Genomic DNA, 17,761 nt, shown 5'->3' with positions numbered 1-17,761 from the left:
TCGTCACATGCGCATCGGAGCCATGTCCCAGCGGACCGGCGTCAGCGAGCGCCTGCTGCGCTACTACGAGGAGCAAGGGCTGCTGCGCCCACAACGCCGGCCCAGCGGCTACCGCGAGTACGCCGAGGGGGACGTGCACACGGTCCGGAGCATCCGCATCCTGTTGGGAGCGGGGCTCAGTACGCAGACGATCGCGGCGTTGATGCCCTGCATGGTGGACGAGGAGGGCGGGCTCACCCCTGCCTGCTCGGGCATGCTCCCCGATCTGCGCCGGGAGCGGGAGCGGATCGACCGGGCCGTCGGCGATCTCGCCGCCGCGCGCACCGTGCTGGAGGGCCTGATCGCCTCCACTCCCTCCGAGGTGATCGAGGAGCCGGGAATCTGCCTGGCCGAGGACCGGGGCCGCCCGCTCTCCGTCGCATCGCTGCAGACCGCCGACCGCTGACCGACAGCCGGCCGGACCTGCCCACAGGGGCGGGTCCGGCTTTTTGCTGCCCGCACGGGCTCCCCCTCGAATGATCCGCGATTGCCGCGTCATTACTGCGCGTTGAACATTCCGCCGCAGGCGCTGCTAGCGTCCTCTTCGCACTGCACATCAAGAATTCCGGTCAATTGCCCGGCGCAGCGTACGGCGTCAAGGCCCGGCGCCATGAACGTCTCGTAGGCATTCGATGCTCATCACGCTGGAAAGTTCCTCACACGGGGGCGGCCCACGGCACAGGGAATTCCTGGTTCAGCCGTACCGGTCCGATCGGTGGTGAGGAGCTCTCCCACGCGCGAACGAGCACATCACCTTGGGGAGCTGACATCACGTGGCTGACGAGAAGGAACTCCGCGAATATCTCAAGCGGGCTATCGCTGACGCCCGTGACGCGCGCAGGCGGCTTCGCGAGGTCGAGGAGACGATTCAGGAGCCGGTCGCCATCGTGGGAATGGCCTGTCGCTACCCCGGCGGAGTGGCGTCCCCGGAGGACCTGTGGCAGCTCGTCACCGACGAGGTGGACGCGGTGTCCACGTTCCCCGAGAACCGGGGCTGGGATCTGGAGGCTCTGTACGATCCGGACCCCGAGCGGGTGGGTTCCTCCTACACCCGCGAGGGCGGCTTCCTCCACGAAGCGGACCTGTTCGACCCGGAGTTCTTCGGCATGTCCCCGCGCGAGGCACTCGCCGCGGACCCGCAGCAGAGGCTGCTCCTGCAGACCGCCTGGGAAGCCATGGAGCGTGCGGGCATCGACCCGGGGGAGCTCCGGGGCTCGCGGACCGGGGTCTTCACGGGGCTGATGTACACGGACTACGGATCGCGTCCGCACCTGCCGGGCGAGGGATTCGAGGGCTACCTCTACAGCGGCAGCGCGGGCAGCATCGCCGCCGGGCGTATCGCGTACACCTTCGGTCTGGAGGGGCCGGCCGTGTCGCTGGACACGGCCTGCTCCTCCTCCCTGGTCGCCCTGCACCTGGCGGTCCAGTCGGTGCGCTCGGGCGAATCGACCCTGGCCCTCGCTGGCGGGGCGGCGGTGATGGCCACGCCCACCGGTTTCGTGGAGTTCTCCCGGCTGCGCGGGCTCGCGCCCGACGGGCGGTGCAAGTCGTTCTCCGCCTCGGCCGACGGAACCGCCTGGGCCGAGGGCGTCGGCCTGCTCCTGGTCGAGCGGCTCTCCGACGCCCGGCGCAACGGACACCACGTCCTCGCCATCGTCCGGGGCTCCGCCGTGAACCAGGACGGCGCCTCCAACGGCCTCACCGCACCCAACGGACCCGCCCAGGAACGCGTCATCCAACAGGCCCTCGCCAACGCCGGCCTCACCACCACCGACATCGACGCCGTCGAGGCCCACGGCACCGGCACTCCCCTCGGCGACCCCATCGAGGCCAACGCCCTCCTCGCCACCTACGGCCAGAACCGCACCGACGGCCACCCCCTCTACCTCGGCTCCCTCAAGTCCAACATCGGCCATGCCCAGGCCGCGGCCGGCGTCGGCGGCGTCATCAAGATGGTCCAGGCCATGCGCCACGGAACCCTCCCCAGGACCCTCCACGTCCAGGACCCCTCTCCGCACGTCGACTGGGAATCGGGCCACGTCGAACTCCTCACCCACGCCCGCGACTGGCCCGCCCACGACCGCCCCCGCCGCGCCGCCGTCTCCTCGTTCGGGATGGGCGGGACCAACGCCCACGTCGTGCTGGAGGAGACGCCCGTCGTGGAGACGGCGGACGTACCTGTTCAGGTCCCGGAACCGGCGCCGGAGCCCGGTGTCCTGCCGTGGGTGCTGTCGGCAGCGGACCCCCGGGCGCTGGCCGCGCAGGCCCAGCGTCTGCTGGACCACCTCGGTCCGGAGCCCGGGGCCTCCCGCGCCGACATCGGGTTCTCCCTGGCCACCGGCCGGGCCGGACTCGCCCGACGTGCCGTCGTCGTCGCCGGGAGCCACGAGGCCGCCTCCGCCCAGCTGCGGGCACTGGCCTCCGGTGAAACGGCCTCCGGGGTGGTGACCGGTACCGTCGCGCCCGCCTCCCGGACGGCGTTCCTCTTCCCGGGACAGGGCTCGCAGTGGGCCGACATGGCCAGGGAACTCATGGAGACCTCACCGGTGTTCGCCTCCCGGATCGCTCAGTGCGAAGAGGCGTTCGCCCCCTTCGTCGAGTGGTCCCTGAGCTCGGTCCTGGGCGGTGCGCCGGACGCCGCCCCGCTGGAGCGCGTCGACGTCGTGCAGCCGGTGCTCTTCGCCGTGATGGTGTCGCTCGCCGACCTGTGGCGCGCCCAGGGCGTCGAGCCGTCCGCCGTGATCGGCCACTCCCAGGGGGAGATCGCGGCCGCGTGTGTGGCGGGCATCCTCTCCCTGGAGGACGCGGCCCGCGTCGTGACGCTGCGCAGCCAGGCCATCGGCCGTGAGCTGGCGGGCCTCGGCACCATGGTCTCGGTCCCGCTCCCCGCGGATCAGGTCCGGGAGCGGATCGCCCCGTGGGGGGAACGCATCCAGGTGGCCGCGGTCAACGGGCCGTCCTCCGTGGTGGTCTCGGGCGAGTCCGAAGCGCTGAAGGAGCTTCTCGCGGCCTGCCTGGCCGACGAGGTGCGCGCCCGCGGCATCCCCGTCGACTACGCCTCGCACTCGGCGTACGTGGAGCTCCTCCGGGACGAACTCGGCCGGCTGCTCGCCCCGGTGGCACCGCGCAAGGCGGAGGTTCCGTTCTTCTCCACCGTGACCGGGGACTGGGTGGAGGGTCCTGAGCTGGACGCGGAGTACTGGTACCGCAACCTGCGCGAGACCGTGCAGTTGGAGGGTGCGGTCCGCGCGCTCCTGGGCCAGGGATTCGGGACCTTCGTGGAGGTCAGCCCGCATCCGGTCCTGGCGGTCGGGGTCCGCGAGACCCTGGAGGGGACCGACGCCGGGATCCTCGGCACACTCCGACGCGACCAGGGCGGTCTGGACCGGTTCTGGCGCTCCGTGGCCGAAGCCCACTGCCGGGGCGTCGCCATCGACTGGGACGCCGTCTTCTCCGGGACGGGCGCGCGTCCGGTCGATCTGCCCACGTACGCCTTCCAGGGACGCAGGCACTGGCTGGAGCCGGTCGCCGCCCCGGGAGACGCCGCCGGACTGGGACTGGTCCCGGCCGGTCATCCGTTGGTCGGGGCGGCGGTGGGAGTGGCCGACCGGGACGCCTTCCTCTTCGTGGGGCGTCTCTCCGTCCGGTCGCACCCGTGGCTGGCCGACCACGCGGTGGCCGGCTCGGTACTCCTGCCGGGCACCGCCTTCGTGGAGCTGGCGCTCCGCGCGGGCGAGCACGTCGGCTGTGATCATGTAGAGGAACTCACCCTGTCGGCACCGCTGTTGCTGCCGGAGTCCGAAGGGGTGAGCATCCAGGTCGTCATCGGGGAAGCGGACCCGGACGGCCGCCGGACGCTTGAGGTGTTCTCCCGGCCCGACCGGGAGGCGGACGGCGACCGGCCCTGGGCGCCGCACGCCACGGGACTGCTGTCGACGGCGGCCGGGACCGGCCATGGTGATCTGACGTCCTGGCCGCCTCCCGGCACGACCGAGGTCGAGGTCGACGCGTTCTACGACCGCGCCGTACGCAGTGGTTATCACTACGGCCCCTCCTTCCAGGGGCTTCGGCGGCTGTGGCGGGGAGAGGGCGAACTCTTCGCCGAAGTCGCGCTCGCGGAGGACCAGCGTTCCGAGGCCGAGCTGTTCGGTCTGCACCCCGCGCTGCTCGACGCGGCGCTCCACCCCCTGCTGCTGCCCGTGCTGAGCGAGGACCGACCGGCGCTGCTGCCCTTCTCCTGGTCCGGGGTGACTCTGCACGCCGCGGGCGCGTCGGTGCTGCGCGTCAGACTGACGACGTCCGGCGAGGAGTCGGCCGCCCTGTTCGTCGCGGACGGGACGGGCGCACCGGTGGCCACCGTCACGTCGCTCTCGCTGCGGCCGATGGCACCGGACTCCCTGGCGCAGTCCCCCGCCGACATCGTGCGCGACGGCCTGCTCGCGGTGGAGTGGACGGAGCTGTCCTTCGACTCCGCGAGGACCGGTTCGGCGGACTGGGCCGTTCTGGGCGAGGCCGGGGACCCGCTCGCCGCTTCGCTGGGCGTGGCCGCGGAGCACCACCACTTTGACCTCGACCGGCTGCTCGGCACGCTCGACGGCACAGGTGCGGCGCCCTCGGTCGTGGTGCTCCCGCTGCCCGCGTCCCCGCCCGGGGACGACGCGCTGCCCGGTCAGGTCCACGAGGCGACGCGAGACGTGTTGCGGACGGCCCGCGCCTGGCTCGACGAGGAGCGGCTGGCCTCGTCGAAGCTGGTCGTCCTCACGCGTGGCGCGGTGGCGGCCGGGGACGAGGACGTCACCGACCTGGCGCACTCCGCGCTATGGGGCCTGCTGCGCTCCGCGCACGCGGAGGCCCCCGGCCGTTTCCTCCTGGTGGACGTCGATGACGACAGCTCGGGCCCCCTGCTCGGCGCCCTGGCCGCGTCGGACCAGGCCCAGGCCGCGATCCGGGGCGGGACCGTACTGGTCCCCGGGCTGACCCGCGTCCCGCCGGCGGACGACACCTCGCGGGAGGAACCCGGCTGGGACGAGGGCACCGTCCTGATCACGGGGGCCACCGGCACGCTCGGCGGCCTGCTCGCCCGGCACCTCGTGGCCCGGCACGGCGCCCGTCACCTCCTGCTCCTGAGCCGTCGCGGCGAGGAGGCCGCAGGGGCGGCGGAGCTGAGGGCGGAGCTGACCGGGCTGGGAGCACAGGTCACCTTCGCCGCCTGCGACGCCGCCGACCGGGAGGCACTCGCCCCGGTCCTGGCCGCCGTGCCCGCCGACCGGCCGCTGACGGCCGTGGTGCACACCGCCGGCGCCGTGGACGACGGGATGCTCGCGGGTCTCACGCCGGAGCGCCTCGCCCCGGTGCTGCGGCCCAAGGTGGACGCGGCGTGGAACCTGCACCGGCTCACCAGCCATCTGGACCTGCGCGCCTTCGTTCTCTACTCCTCCCTCGCGGGTCTGCTGGGCACCGCCGGGCAGGCCAACTACGCGGCCGGGAACACCTTCCTCGACGCGCTGGCCCACCACCGCAGGGCACAGGGTCTGACGGCGACGTCGCTCGCCTGGGGCCTGTGGTCACAGACCAGCGAGAGCACCGGTCATGTGACGGACATCGATGTCCGGCGGATGGCCCAGTCCGGTCTGGCGCCCCTGTCGTCCGAGGACGGTGCGGCCCTTTTCGACGCCGCGATCGCCCGGGACCGCGCGCTCCTCGCGGCGACGCGCCTCGACCTGACGTCGGTGCGGCGTGCGGCAGCCGCTCCCCACCCCCTGCTCCGCGGCTTCGCCCCGGTGGTGCGCCGCCGGGCGAGCGACGGCGACAGGAGCGGGTCGTCGCTGGTGGAACGGTTGTCGGGGATGGGCCTCGACGAACGGCGGCAGGCGCTGACCAGGCTGGTACGGAGCCATGTCGGCGACGTCCTGGGGCACGGGGACGCGGACGCGGTCGCCGCCGACCGCGCCTTCAAGCAGTTGGGCTTCGATTCGCTGACGGCGGTCGAGCTGCGCAACCGTCTCAACGTCGCCACCGGCCTGCGGCTGCCCACCACCCTGGTCTTCGACCATCCGACGCCCACCGCCCTCGCGGGGCACCTCGCGACGCTGCTCTTCGCGGACGGCGAGCGGACGTCCCTCCCGTCGGCGGCCGTGGCGCGGAGCGAGGAGGACGATCCGGTGGTGATCGTGGGGATGGGCTGCCGGTACCCCGGTGGCGTGGCCTCGCCCGACGATCTGTGGCGCCTGGTCGCCGACGGCGGCGATGCCGTCTCCACCTGGCCCGAGAGCCGGGGTTGGGATCTGGAGGCTCTGTACGATCCGGATCCCGAGGCCGTGGGTACGTCCTATACGCGGCACGGTGGGTTCCTGTACGAGGCGGACCGGTTCGACGCGGAGTTCTTCGGTATGTCGCCGAGGGAGGCCACGGCGACGGATCCGCAGCAGCGGCTCCTTCTGGAGACGGCGTGGGAGACCTTCGAGAACGCGGGGATCGACGCGTCGACGCTGCGGGGCTCACGCACGGGTGTGTACACCGGCGTGATGTACCACGACTACGGATCACGGGTGCATGACGTGCCCGAGGACCTGGAAGGGTATCTGCTCAGCGGCAACGCGGGCAGCGTGGCGTCGGGGCGTATCGCGTACACCTTCGGGCTGGAGGGCCCGGCGATCAGCGTCGACACCGCGTGCTCCTCGTCGTTGGTGGCCATCCACCAGGCCGCGTCCGCGCTGCGGGCGGGGGAGTGCGATCTCGCGCTGGCAGGCGGAGTCACGGTCATGTCCACACCGGACGGCTTCGTGGAGTTTTCGCGGCAGCGGGGGCTCGCGGTCGACGGGCGGTGCCGTTCGTTCTCCTCGGACGCGAGTGGTACCGGCTGGTCCGAGGGCGTCGGCCTGCTCCTGGTCGAGCGGCTCTCCGACGCCCGGCGCAACGGACACCACGTCCTCGCCATCGTCCGGGGCTCCGCCGTGAACCAGGACGGCGCCTCCAACGGCCTCACCGCACCCAACGGACCCGCCCAGGAACGCGTCATCCAGCAAGCCCTCACCAACGCCGGCCTCACCACCACCGACATCGACGCCGTCGAGGCCCACGGCACCGGAACCACCCTCGGCGACCCCATCGAAGCCAACGCCCTCCTCGCCACCTACGGCCAGAACCGCACCCACGACCACCCCCTCTACCTCGGCTCCCTCAAATCCAACATCGGCCACACCCAAGCCGCCGCCGGCGTCGGCGGCGTCATCAAAATGGTCCAGGCCATGCGCCACGCAACCCTCCCCAAAACCCTCCACGTCCACAACCCCACCCCCCACGCCGACTGGGACTCCGGCCACATCGAACTCCTCACCCACACCCGCGACTGGCCCACCCACGACCGCCCCCGCCGCGCCGCCGTCTCCTCCTTCGGCATCAGCGGAACCAACGCCCACCTCATCCTCGAAAACCCCCACACCAACACCAACACCAACACCGAAGCCGACACCGGCACCGACAACGAGACCGGTGGCGGGGCCGAGGCCGGGGCCGGGGCTGTCACCGAAGCCGGAGCCGGGGCTGTCACCGGGGCCGGGGCCGGGGCTGGTGCTGGGGTGGTGCCTCAGCCGGTCTCCTGGGTCCTGACCGCCCGCACCGCACCCGCCGTCACCGCCCAGGCCACCCGCCTCCTCGACCACCTCCACGACAACCCCCACCTCACCCCCACCGACATCGCCCACGCCCTCGCCACCACCCGCACCACCCACGACCACCGCGCCGCCGTCATCGGCACCACCCGCGACGAACTCCTCACCGCCCTGAACGCACTCACCACCCACACCCCCCACCCCAACACCCTCCCCACCGCCAAAGCCCAAACCCCCCACACCACCTACCTCTTCACCGGCCAGGGCTCCCAACGACCCGGCATGGGACAACAACTCCACACCCACAACCCCGTCTTCGCCACCGCACTCGACCACACCTGCGAAGCCCTCGACCCCCACCTCGAACACCCCCTCCGCGACATCATGTTCGCCCGCCCCGACACCCCCCAAGCACAACTCCTCCACCAGACCCAATGGGCCCAACCCGCCCTCTTCGCCCTCCAGACCGCCCTCCACCACCTCCTCACCCACCACGGAATCACCCCCCACACCCTCATCGGACACTCCGTCGGAGAAATCGCCGCCGCACACGCCGCCGGCATCCTCACCCTCACCGACGCCGCCACCCTCGTCACCACCCGCGGCCGCCTCATGCAACAAGCCCGCACCGACGGCACCATGATCGCCGTCCAAGCCACCGAAACCGACCTCGCCGAAGACCTCGCCACCCACCACACCCACATCACCCTCGCCGCCATCAACAGCCCCACCGACCTCGTCATCTCCGGCGACCACCACACCGCACACACCCTCGCCGCCCAATGGCGCCAACGCGGCCACAAAACCCGAACCCTCCACGTCAGCCACGCCTTCCACTCCCCCCACATGGACGACATCCTCGAAGAATTCCACGCCACCGCCACCACCCTCACCTACCACCCACCCCACACCCCCCTCATCTCCACCCTCACCGGCCAACCCACCACCCCCACCGACCACACCACCCCCCACTACTGGACCCGCCAACTCCGCAACCCCGTCCGCTTCCACCACGCCCTCACCCACACCCCCACCACCACCCACTACATCGAAATCGGCCCCGACCCCGTCCTCACCACCCTCGCCAAACACCACCACCCCCACACCACCACCATCACCCCACTCCACAACAAACACCCCGAAACCCACACCCTCACCACCGCCCTCACCCACACCCACACCACCACCCACACCACCCCCAACCCCAACACCACCCACCAACCCACCACCCCCCACACCCCCCTCCCCACCTACCCCTTCCAACACCACCACTACTGGCTCACAGCGGGCCGCCCCACCACCGACCCCACCCACTGGGGCCTCCACCCCACCGACCACCCCCTCCTCGGCAACGCACTCCCCCTCCCCCACACCCCGAACACCACAGACAGCACAGGCAGCACAGGCAGCACAGGCAGCACAGAGACCCTCCACTTCACCAACCACATCAACCCCACCGACCACCCCTGGATCACCCACCACACCGCACTCCCCCCCTCCACACTCATCGAGACCGCCCTCCGAGCAGCCGACGAACTCGGCCCCACCCACCTCCACCAACTCACCATCACCCCCCAACCCATCACCCCCCACACCACCCTCCACATCCACACCACCATCACCACCGACAACACCCCCGACACCAACACCAGCACCCGCACCACCCCCCAGCACCGCATCACCATCCACACCCGACCCCACACCCCCCACCACACCAACACCCCCTGGAACCTCACCGCAGAGGGGTACCTCCGTTCCGGCTCCCCCGACACCGTTCCCGCCGGGGAGCCAAAGGGCCCGGGGACGACGGTCGAGGCCGAGCTGTCCGAGCAGGACCGGGTGGACAAGGACCGTTACGGGCTGCACCCCGCACTGTGGGATGCCGCCCTCGCCGAGCACCCGTTCGAGGCCGGCCCTGGCCGTACGGCGGTGCCCGTCGAATGGCGGGGAGTGCGGCTGTTCGCCACCGGTGCCTCCGCCGTGCAGGCCCGGGTGACGGAGACCGGCGAACGGTCGCTCGCCCTGCGGCTGACGGATGCGTCGGGAGAGCTCGTGGCATCGGTGGAGTCCGTCGTCTTCCGGGACGTCCCGACCTCCGAGCTCGCAACGGCCGGACCGGCGAACGACGCCGTGCCCGGTCCGAACTGGCTGCCCGTCGACGCTGACGGCCTCCGCACCACCGTGCGCTGGGGGTCGCTGGGCGGGCGCGCCGAGGGAGCGGAGCAGACCCTGGTCACTCCGTACGACGACGTGACAGCGGTGGGCAAGGCGGCTCGGGGCGACTCGGCGCCCGATGCCGTGATCTTCGAGCTGCCGACGGTGGATCCGGTCGACGAGCGGGACTCGCCGGGGACAGCCGGCGACCGGGTGGTAGCGGTGCTCCGCGACTGGCTGGCCGACAGCCAGCTCGCCGGCATTCCGCTCGTGGTCGTGGTCCGTGACGACGGAGCGGGCGCCGACGGGGAATCGGTGTCGGCGGAAGTACGGGCGCTGGTGCGCTCCGCCCAGGCCGAGGCGCCCGGCCGGCTCGTCCTGGTCGACGCCGACGACACGGCGGCGCCGTGGCGGCCGCTGGAAGCCGTGCTGGCGTCCGGAAACGCGGAAGCCGCGCTGCGCGAAGGCCGGGCGTACGCACCCCGGCAGGCCGCGGCGGGCACCGGGGTCCGGCGCCGGACCGCCGCGGACGGAAGCCTGGAGCCGCCGCTGGCCCAGCGGCTGGCGGGCATGGACGTCACGATGCGGCACGAGGCCGTGCTCGACGTGGTGCGCACCGTGGTCGCCTCGGTGCTGGGCCATGCCGACCCCGCCGCCATCGCCGGGGACCGGTCCTTCCAGGAACTCGGCCTGGACTCCCTCACCGCACTGGACCTGCGCCGGCGCCTGAGCCACACGGCGGGGGTGCAGTTGCCGACCACCGTGGTCTTCGACCACCCCACTCCGGACGCCCTGACCGGCCACCTGCTGTCGCTGCTCGTGCCCGAGGCGTCGTCGGGGGCGGCACTCGACGAGCTGGCCCGGCTGGAGACGGCGCTGGCCTCGGCCTCCCCGGACGACGAGGACCGCTCCGAGGTCACGGCGCGGCTGCGGGCGCTCCTCGCTCGGCTGACCCAGGCCGACGTTCCCGGGGGCTCCGACGCGGTCCACGAGATCGAGGAGGCCTCGACGGACCAGATCTTCGCCTTCATCGACAACCAACTCGGCCGGACCACGGACTGATCAGCCCCTCCACCGTCGTCGCACAACAGATACGGGTGTCACACATGGCTAACGAAGAGAAGCTCGTCGACTACCTCAAGTGGGTGACGGCTGATCTCCAGAAGACGCGTCAACGGCTGGCCGAGCTGGAGGCGGGTGCCGCGGAGACGGAAGCGATCGCGATCGTGGGGATGGCGTGCCGGTTCCCCGGCGGTGTGGGGTCCCCGGATGATCTGTGGCGTCTGGTCGCGGACGGACGCGATGCCATCTCGGGGTGGCCGACCGACCGGGGCTGGGACATCGAGGGGCTCTACGATCCGGAACCCGGAAAACCCGGCCGTTCCTACAGCAGGGAGGGCGGATTCCTCGACGGGGCCACCCTCTTCGACGCGGAGTTCTTCGGCATATCCCCACGCGAGGCCCTGTCGATGGACCCGCAGCAGCGGGTGCTGCTGGAGACGGCGTGGGAGACCTTCGAGCAGGCGGGGATCGACCCCCACACACTGCGCGGGAGCCGCACCGGTGTGTTCGTCGGGGTGGTCGAGGAGAGCTACCTAGGGCTCCACGCTCCGCAGGAGCTGGGGGGCTACCTGATGACGAGCAAGCTGAGCAGTGTCGCGTCGGGGCGTATCGCGTACACCTTCGGTCTGGAGGGGCCGGCCGTGTCGCTGGACACGGCCTGCTCCTCCTCCCTGGTCGCCCTGCACCTCGCGGTCCAGTCGGTGCGCTCGGGCGAATCCACCCTGGCCCTCGCGGGCGGGGCGACGGTCAACGGAGACCCGGGCGGTTTCGTGGACTTCTCCCGGCAGCGGGGGCTCGCGCCCGACGGGCGGTGCAAGTCGTTCTCCGCCTCGGCCGACGGAACCGCCTGGGCCGAGGGCGTCGGCCTGCTCCTGGTCGAGCGGCTCTCCGACGCCCGGCGCAACGGACACCACGTCCTCGCCGTCGTCCGGGGCTCCGCCGTCAACCAGGACGGCGCCTCCAACGGCCTCACCGCACCCAACGGACCCGCCCAGGAACGCGTCATCCAACAGGCCCTCACCAACGCCGGCCTCACCACCACCGACATCGACGCCGTCGAGGCCCACGGCACCGGCACTCCCCTCGGCGACCCCATCGAGGCCAACGCCCTCCTCGCCACCTACGGCCGCAACCGCACCGACGACCACCCCCTCTACCTCGGCTCCCTCAAATCCAACATCGGCCACGCGGTCGCGGCGGCGGGGGTCGGCGGCGTCATCAAGATGGTCCAGGCCATGCGCCACGGAACCCTCCCCAAGACCCTCCACGTCCAGGACCCCACCCCCCACGCCGACTGGGACTCCGGCCACATCGAACTCCTCACCCACGCCCGCGACTGGCCCGCCCACGACCGCCCCCGCCGCGCCGCCGTCTCCTCCTTCGGCATCAGCGGAACCAACGCCCACGTCGTGCTCGAAGAGGCTCCTTCGGACACCCGGGAGAGCGGGAACGGCTCGCACCCCGCCCCCGCGGCGGAGCCGCACACGGGGTCCGGGGAGGGCTCCGGCCACGCCCACGAAGGGAAGCCGGTGGTGTGGCTCCTCTCGGCGAAGTCGTCGCCCGGGCTGGCGGCGCAGGCCCATCGCCTCCTTGAGCACGTACGGGAGAACCCGGACACGCCTCCCGCGGACGTCGCGCTCTCCCTGCTCACCGGCCGCGCGACCCTGGACCGCCGCGCCGCCGTCATCGGCACCACCCGCGACGAACTCCTCACCAGTCTCGGCGCGCTCGCGCGGGACGAACGCGCGCCCGGCGTGCTCCGCTCCGACGGTTCGCCCAGAGGGAAGACCGCCTTCCTCTTCACCGGGCAGGGCAGTCAACGTCCCGGCATGGGGCGTGAACTGTACGAGAACCAGCCGGTGTTCGCCCGCGCTCTCGACGAGGCACTCGCCCAGCTGGACCCGCATCTGGAACGCCCCCTCACCCAGGTCCTGTTCGCGTCGGCCGACTCCCCGGACGCCGCCCTGCTGCATCGCACCGCATACACCCAGCCGGCGCTCTTCGCCGTCGGGACGGCCCTCTACCGGCTGGCCGAACACCATGGTGTGACCCCCGACTACCTGCTGGGGCACTCCGTCGGCGAGATCACCGCGGCGCATGTCGCCGGGGTGCTCGATCTGCGGGACGCCTCCCTCCTGGTGGCCCGACGAGCCCGTCTCATGCAGTCCGCCCCGGCTCACGGGGCGATGGCGGCTCTTCGCGTAGGGGAGGAGGAGGCACTGGCCCTCCTGGCCGAATATCCTCCCTCGGCCGTCGCCATCGCCGCCGTGAACGGCCCCGAGGCCACCGTCGTCTCCGGCGACGCGGCCGTCGTCGAGGCCATCGTGACGCGGCTCCACGCCCAGGGGCAGAGCGCGAAGCTCCTTTCCGTCAGTCACGCCTTCCACTCGCCCCATATGGACCAGGTCCTCGACGACTTCCGTGCCGTGGCCCGCGGCCTCACGTACCACCCGCCCCGCATCCCCGTCATCTCCAACCTGACGGGCAGGCCCGCCACCGCCGAACAGCTCGCCTCGCCCGACTACTGGGCGGATCACATCCGCCGTACGGTGCGCTTCCGCGAGGGCATCGACTACCTCGACGGCCACGGGGTCACCGACTACGTGGAGGCCGGACCCGACAGCAGCCTCACGACGCTCACCCAGCTCTGCCTGCCCGACCGGCCACCGGCAGCGCTCCCGCTGCTGCATCCCGACCGGCCCGAGGCCACCACCTTCGCCACCGTCCTCGCCCATCTGCGGCTGCGCGGATCGACGGTGGACCTCGCGGCCCTGCTGCCGCCGGCAACCCGCACGCCACTGCCGACCTACGCCTTCCAGCACCACCGCTACTGGCTCACAGCGGGCCGCCCCACCAGCGACCCCACCCACTGGGGCCTCCACCCCACCAACCACCCCCTCCTCGGCAACGCACTCCCCCTCCCCCACACCCCGAACACCACAGACATCACAGGCAGCACAGGCAGCACAGGCAGCACAGGCAGCACAGAGACCCTCCACTTCACCAACCACATCAACCCCACCGACCACCCCTGGATCACCCACCACACCGCACTCCCCCCCTCCACACTCATCGAGACCGCCCTCCGAGCAGCCGACGAACTCGGCCCCACCCACCTCCACCAACTCACCATCACCCCCCAACCCATCACCCCCCACACCACCCTCCACATCCACACCACCATCACCACCAACAACACCCCCGACACCAACACCGACACCAGCACCAGCACCCGCACCACCCCCCAGCACCGCATCACCATCCACACCCGACCCCACACCCCCCACCACACCAACACCCCCTGGAACCTCACCGCAGAGGGAACGGTGGTCTTCAGCGGACCGGACCAGCCCCTGGAACTCGGTTCCTGGCCGCCGGTGGACGCGCGGGAGGTGGACGTCGAGAGCTTGCGCGACCCGTCGACCGGCCGAGTTCCCTACGGAGTGTCGGCCGTCTGGCTGCGTGACGACGAGGTGTTCGCCGAGGTGTGGCGTCCCGAGGACGCCGGGGCGACCCTGCCGGGATACGGCATCGACCCTCTCCTGCTGGAAGCGGCGTTGACCGTGGCCCGCGTGTGCGGCGTCGGGAGTCCCCCGCCGGAGACCGAGGACGCCGGTCCCTTCGAGGCCCGGTGCGACGACGTCCGCCTCTACTCCACAGGGGCGACGGCGCTCCGGGTACGGATGACGCCCACCGGCCCGAACGCGGTGCGGGTGGTACTGGCGGATCGCTCGGGCCGGACCGTCGCCTCCGTGGGGACGCTGGCGTTCCGGCCGGCAGGTGCCGGGGAGGCCGGAGCGGCAGGGCACGCTCCGGGCGACGCGCTGTTCGGCGTGGAGCATCGTCCGCTGCCGCTGCCCGCCGTGCGGGAGACGACCGGCTGGGGGGTTCTGGGTCCGGAGGGCACGGACCAGGCACCTCCCGGCGCCGAGGTCCTCGGGGACGTACGGGCCGCACACGACGCGGTCGCCGCCGGTCGACGGCTCGGCGCGGTCGTCGTGCCCTGGATCTCCGGGTCCTCCTCCGGGGCGGAGGCCGCGCACCGGACGACGGAACGGGCGCTGGGCCTGCTGAGGGAGTGGCTCGCGGACGAATCGCTGGCCGACACCCGCCTGATCCTGCTGACCCGTGGCGGCTCGGCCGGCGGGGACGGCGGGACGACCGGCCTCGGGGCGGCCTCCGTCCACGGACTGGTCCGGTCGGCCCAGTCGGAAGCGCCCGGCCGCATCATGCTGGTGGACACCGACGACGAAGCCTCCTCCCGCGCGGTGCTGCCCGCGCTGCTCGCGTCCGACGAGCCCGAGCTGCGCCTGCGATCGGGGATCGCCGCCGTACCGAGGCTGTCCCGGCTCCCCGCCGGGGACCGCTCTGCCCACGGTCCGGTCTGGGACCCCTCGGGCACCGTCCTGATCACCGGCGGCACCGGTACGCTCGGCGCGATCTTCGCCCGCCATCTCGTCACGCACCACCGCGTCACCCACCTTCACCTCGTCAGCCGTCAGGGCCCGGACGCACCCGGTGCGCGAGAGCTCCACGACCGGTTGTCCCGGCTCGGCGCCACCGTCGCCATAACGGCCTGCGACACCACCGACCACGCCGGCCTCGCCCGCCTCATCGACAACATCCCGGCCCACCACCCCCTCAGGGGAGTCATCCACGCGGCCGGGACCAACGACGACACCCTTCTGCACACCCTCACGCCGCAGCGCCTCCACGCGGTGCTCAGCGCCAAGGCCGACACCGCCTGGAATCTGCACCGGCTCACGCGGGACCTTCCCCTCAGCGCCTTCGTGCTCTTCTCCTCCGCCGCCGCCACCCTGGGCGGGCCCGCCCAGGGCAACTACGCCGCGGCCAACGCCTTCCTCGACGCCCTAGCCCACCATCGGGCCCAACACGGCCTCCCCGCGGCCTCTCTCGCCTGGGGCCTGTGGAACCAGCCGACCGGCATGAGCAGGCATCTCGACGAAGCCGACTTCCAGCGCATCGCCCGTACAGGGCTGCGCCCGGTGGAGGAGGACGCCGGACCGGCCCTCATGGACGCCGCGCTGGCGACGGGCCGCCCCTCGCTCCTGGTGACACCCGTGGACGTCGAGGCTCTGCGCGCCAACGCCGCACTCGGCCCGCGGGTCCTGACCGGGCTGGTCGGCAGGCTGCCGCGGCCCGTCGCCGACAACGCAGGCGATGCGGGGATCTCACTCGCCGAGCGGCTCGCGGACCTGAACGAGGAGGCTCAGCGGGAAGCCGTACTCGCGCTGGTCAGGGCCGAGACCGCCACCGTGCTCGGCCACACCGGCTCCGACGGCCGTTCGGTGGACGCGGAACTGCCGTTCCGCTCGGCCGGTTTCGACTCCCTCACCTCGGTGGAACTCCGTAACCGGCTCGGGGCGATCGTCGGCACGCGGCTCCCGGGAACCCTGGTCTTCGACCACCCCACCCCTGCCGCGCTCGCGGAGTACCTGCGCCGGACCGTGGTCTCGGGCACCGACAACGATGCGGCCGGACCCCGGCCTCCGCTCCCCCGGGACTTCGACGGCGGTGCGGAGCTGGCGGAGGACGTCCGGCCGGCCGCCGAGGTGGTGGACGTAGCACCCGACCCCTCCGCCGTACTGCTCACCGGAGCGACCGGATTCCTCGGCGCCTTCCTGCTGCGCGATCTCCTGCGGACGACCCGGGCGACCGTGCACTGCCTGGTGCGGGGCGCCGACGAGGAGGCGGCGATGGAACGGCTCCGGGCCAACCTGGAGTGGTATCGCCTGTGGGACGAGATCGAACCCGGCCGTCTGAGGATCGTGACCGGCGATCTCGAGAAGCCCCGCCTCGGACTCGTCGAGACGGAGTTCGACGCGCTGGCCGCCTCCGTCGACGCCGTCTACCACGCCGGGGCCTCCGTGCACTGGCTCCGTCCCTACGCCGAGTTGGAGGCCGCGAACGTCGCGGGGACCGAGGAGGTTCTCCGCCTGGCGGCCCGTCACCGGACCGTGCCCGTCCACTACGTCTCCACCGTCGGTGTCTTCCCGGGCTCCCGGGAGGACGGCACTCCGGTACGCACGGACGACCCGACCGGCCCCCCCGAGGCGCTGTCGACGGGATACGTACAGAGCAAGTGGGCCGCCGAGCGACTGATCGGGACAGCCAGGGAACGGGGGCTGCCGGTCTCCGTGTACCGCGTGGACGTGGTCTCCGGCGATCAGCGCAACGGCGCCTGCCAGACCCAGGACTTCATCTGGCTCAGCCTCAAGGGGCTACTGCGGGCGGGAGCCGTGCCGGAGGGGCTCAAGGGATCGGTGCACGCCGTGCCGGTGGACTACGTGAGCAGTGCGATCGTCGCGCTCTCCGCGAGGGACGCGGCCGCGGGACGGACGTTCCACCTGTCCAATCCGAGCAGCCTCGACCTCCCCGGCTTCCTCGCCCATCTGCGGTCGATCGGCTATCGGCTGGAGCCGCGGAGCCGGGACGCATGGCGCCACGCGGTCGAATCCGACCGGGACAACCCGATGAATCCACTCATGAGCGCATTCGAGGCGATGCTTTCCGACAGCTCCCGTTTTTATCCGGAGTTCGACGTATCGGAAACCGAAGAGGCACTGAAAGACAGCGGGATATCCTGCCCCGCCATGAATGAGGAGCTGTTCACGAAGTACATCGAATTCTTCGTCGAGACCGGGTACTTCCCGCAGCCCGGAGCCGCACCCGCATCGGACTGATTCGCCCGATTTCCCATGACGAGTGGCCCTCCATGCTCCACGGAGGGCCACTCGTCGCTTCCCTCTCCCCACATCCCACATCCCGCATCCCGCATCCCGCGGACCAGGACGGCGCGGGATTGGATTGGCAATACCTTCACCCGGCACACCAGTCATCGCCCGGTAATTAAATGCATTATGAACACATAACCC

1 protein-coding gene and 2 pseudogenes are annotated in these 17,761 nt (G+C 71.8%); all 3 read left to right on the top strand.

Features of this window, described 5'->3' with window-relative positions; translation table 11 throughout:
• Positions 1-7: 7 nt before the first annotated feature.
• Positions 8-445, top strand: coding sequence for a MerR family transcriptional regulator (locus tag OG245_RS29500; RefSeq protein ID WP_371626394.1), 438 nt, complete (start codon positions 8-10; stop codon positions 443-445).
• A 406-nt stretch (positions 446-851) separates the two neighbouring features.
• Positions 852-10,865 (top strand): annotated as a pseudogene (locus OG245_RS29495) (type I polyketide synthase); the annotation flags it as partial.
• Positions 10,866-10,909: 44 nt separating this feature from the next.
• Positions 10,910-17,569: pseudogene (locus OG245_RS29490) on the top strand (type I polyketide synthase); the annotation flags it as partial.
• Positions 17,570-17,761: the final 192 nt, after the last annotated feature.

The sequence above is a fragment of the Streptomyces sp. NBC_01116 genome (assembly GCF_041435495.1).
In the GTDB taxonomy this organism is placed as follows: Bacteria; Actinomycetota; Actinomycetes; order Streptomycetales; family Streptomycetaceae; genus Streptomyces.
This window is presented reverse-complemented; position numbering and strand designations above follow the sequence as displayed.

Coding starts and splice junctions, on each gene's coding strand:
- OG245_RS29500 (WP_371626394.1), top strand. CDS start 8: ATGCGCATCGGAGCCATGTCCCAGCGGACCGGCGTCAGCGAGCGCCTG.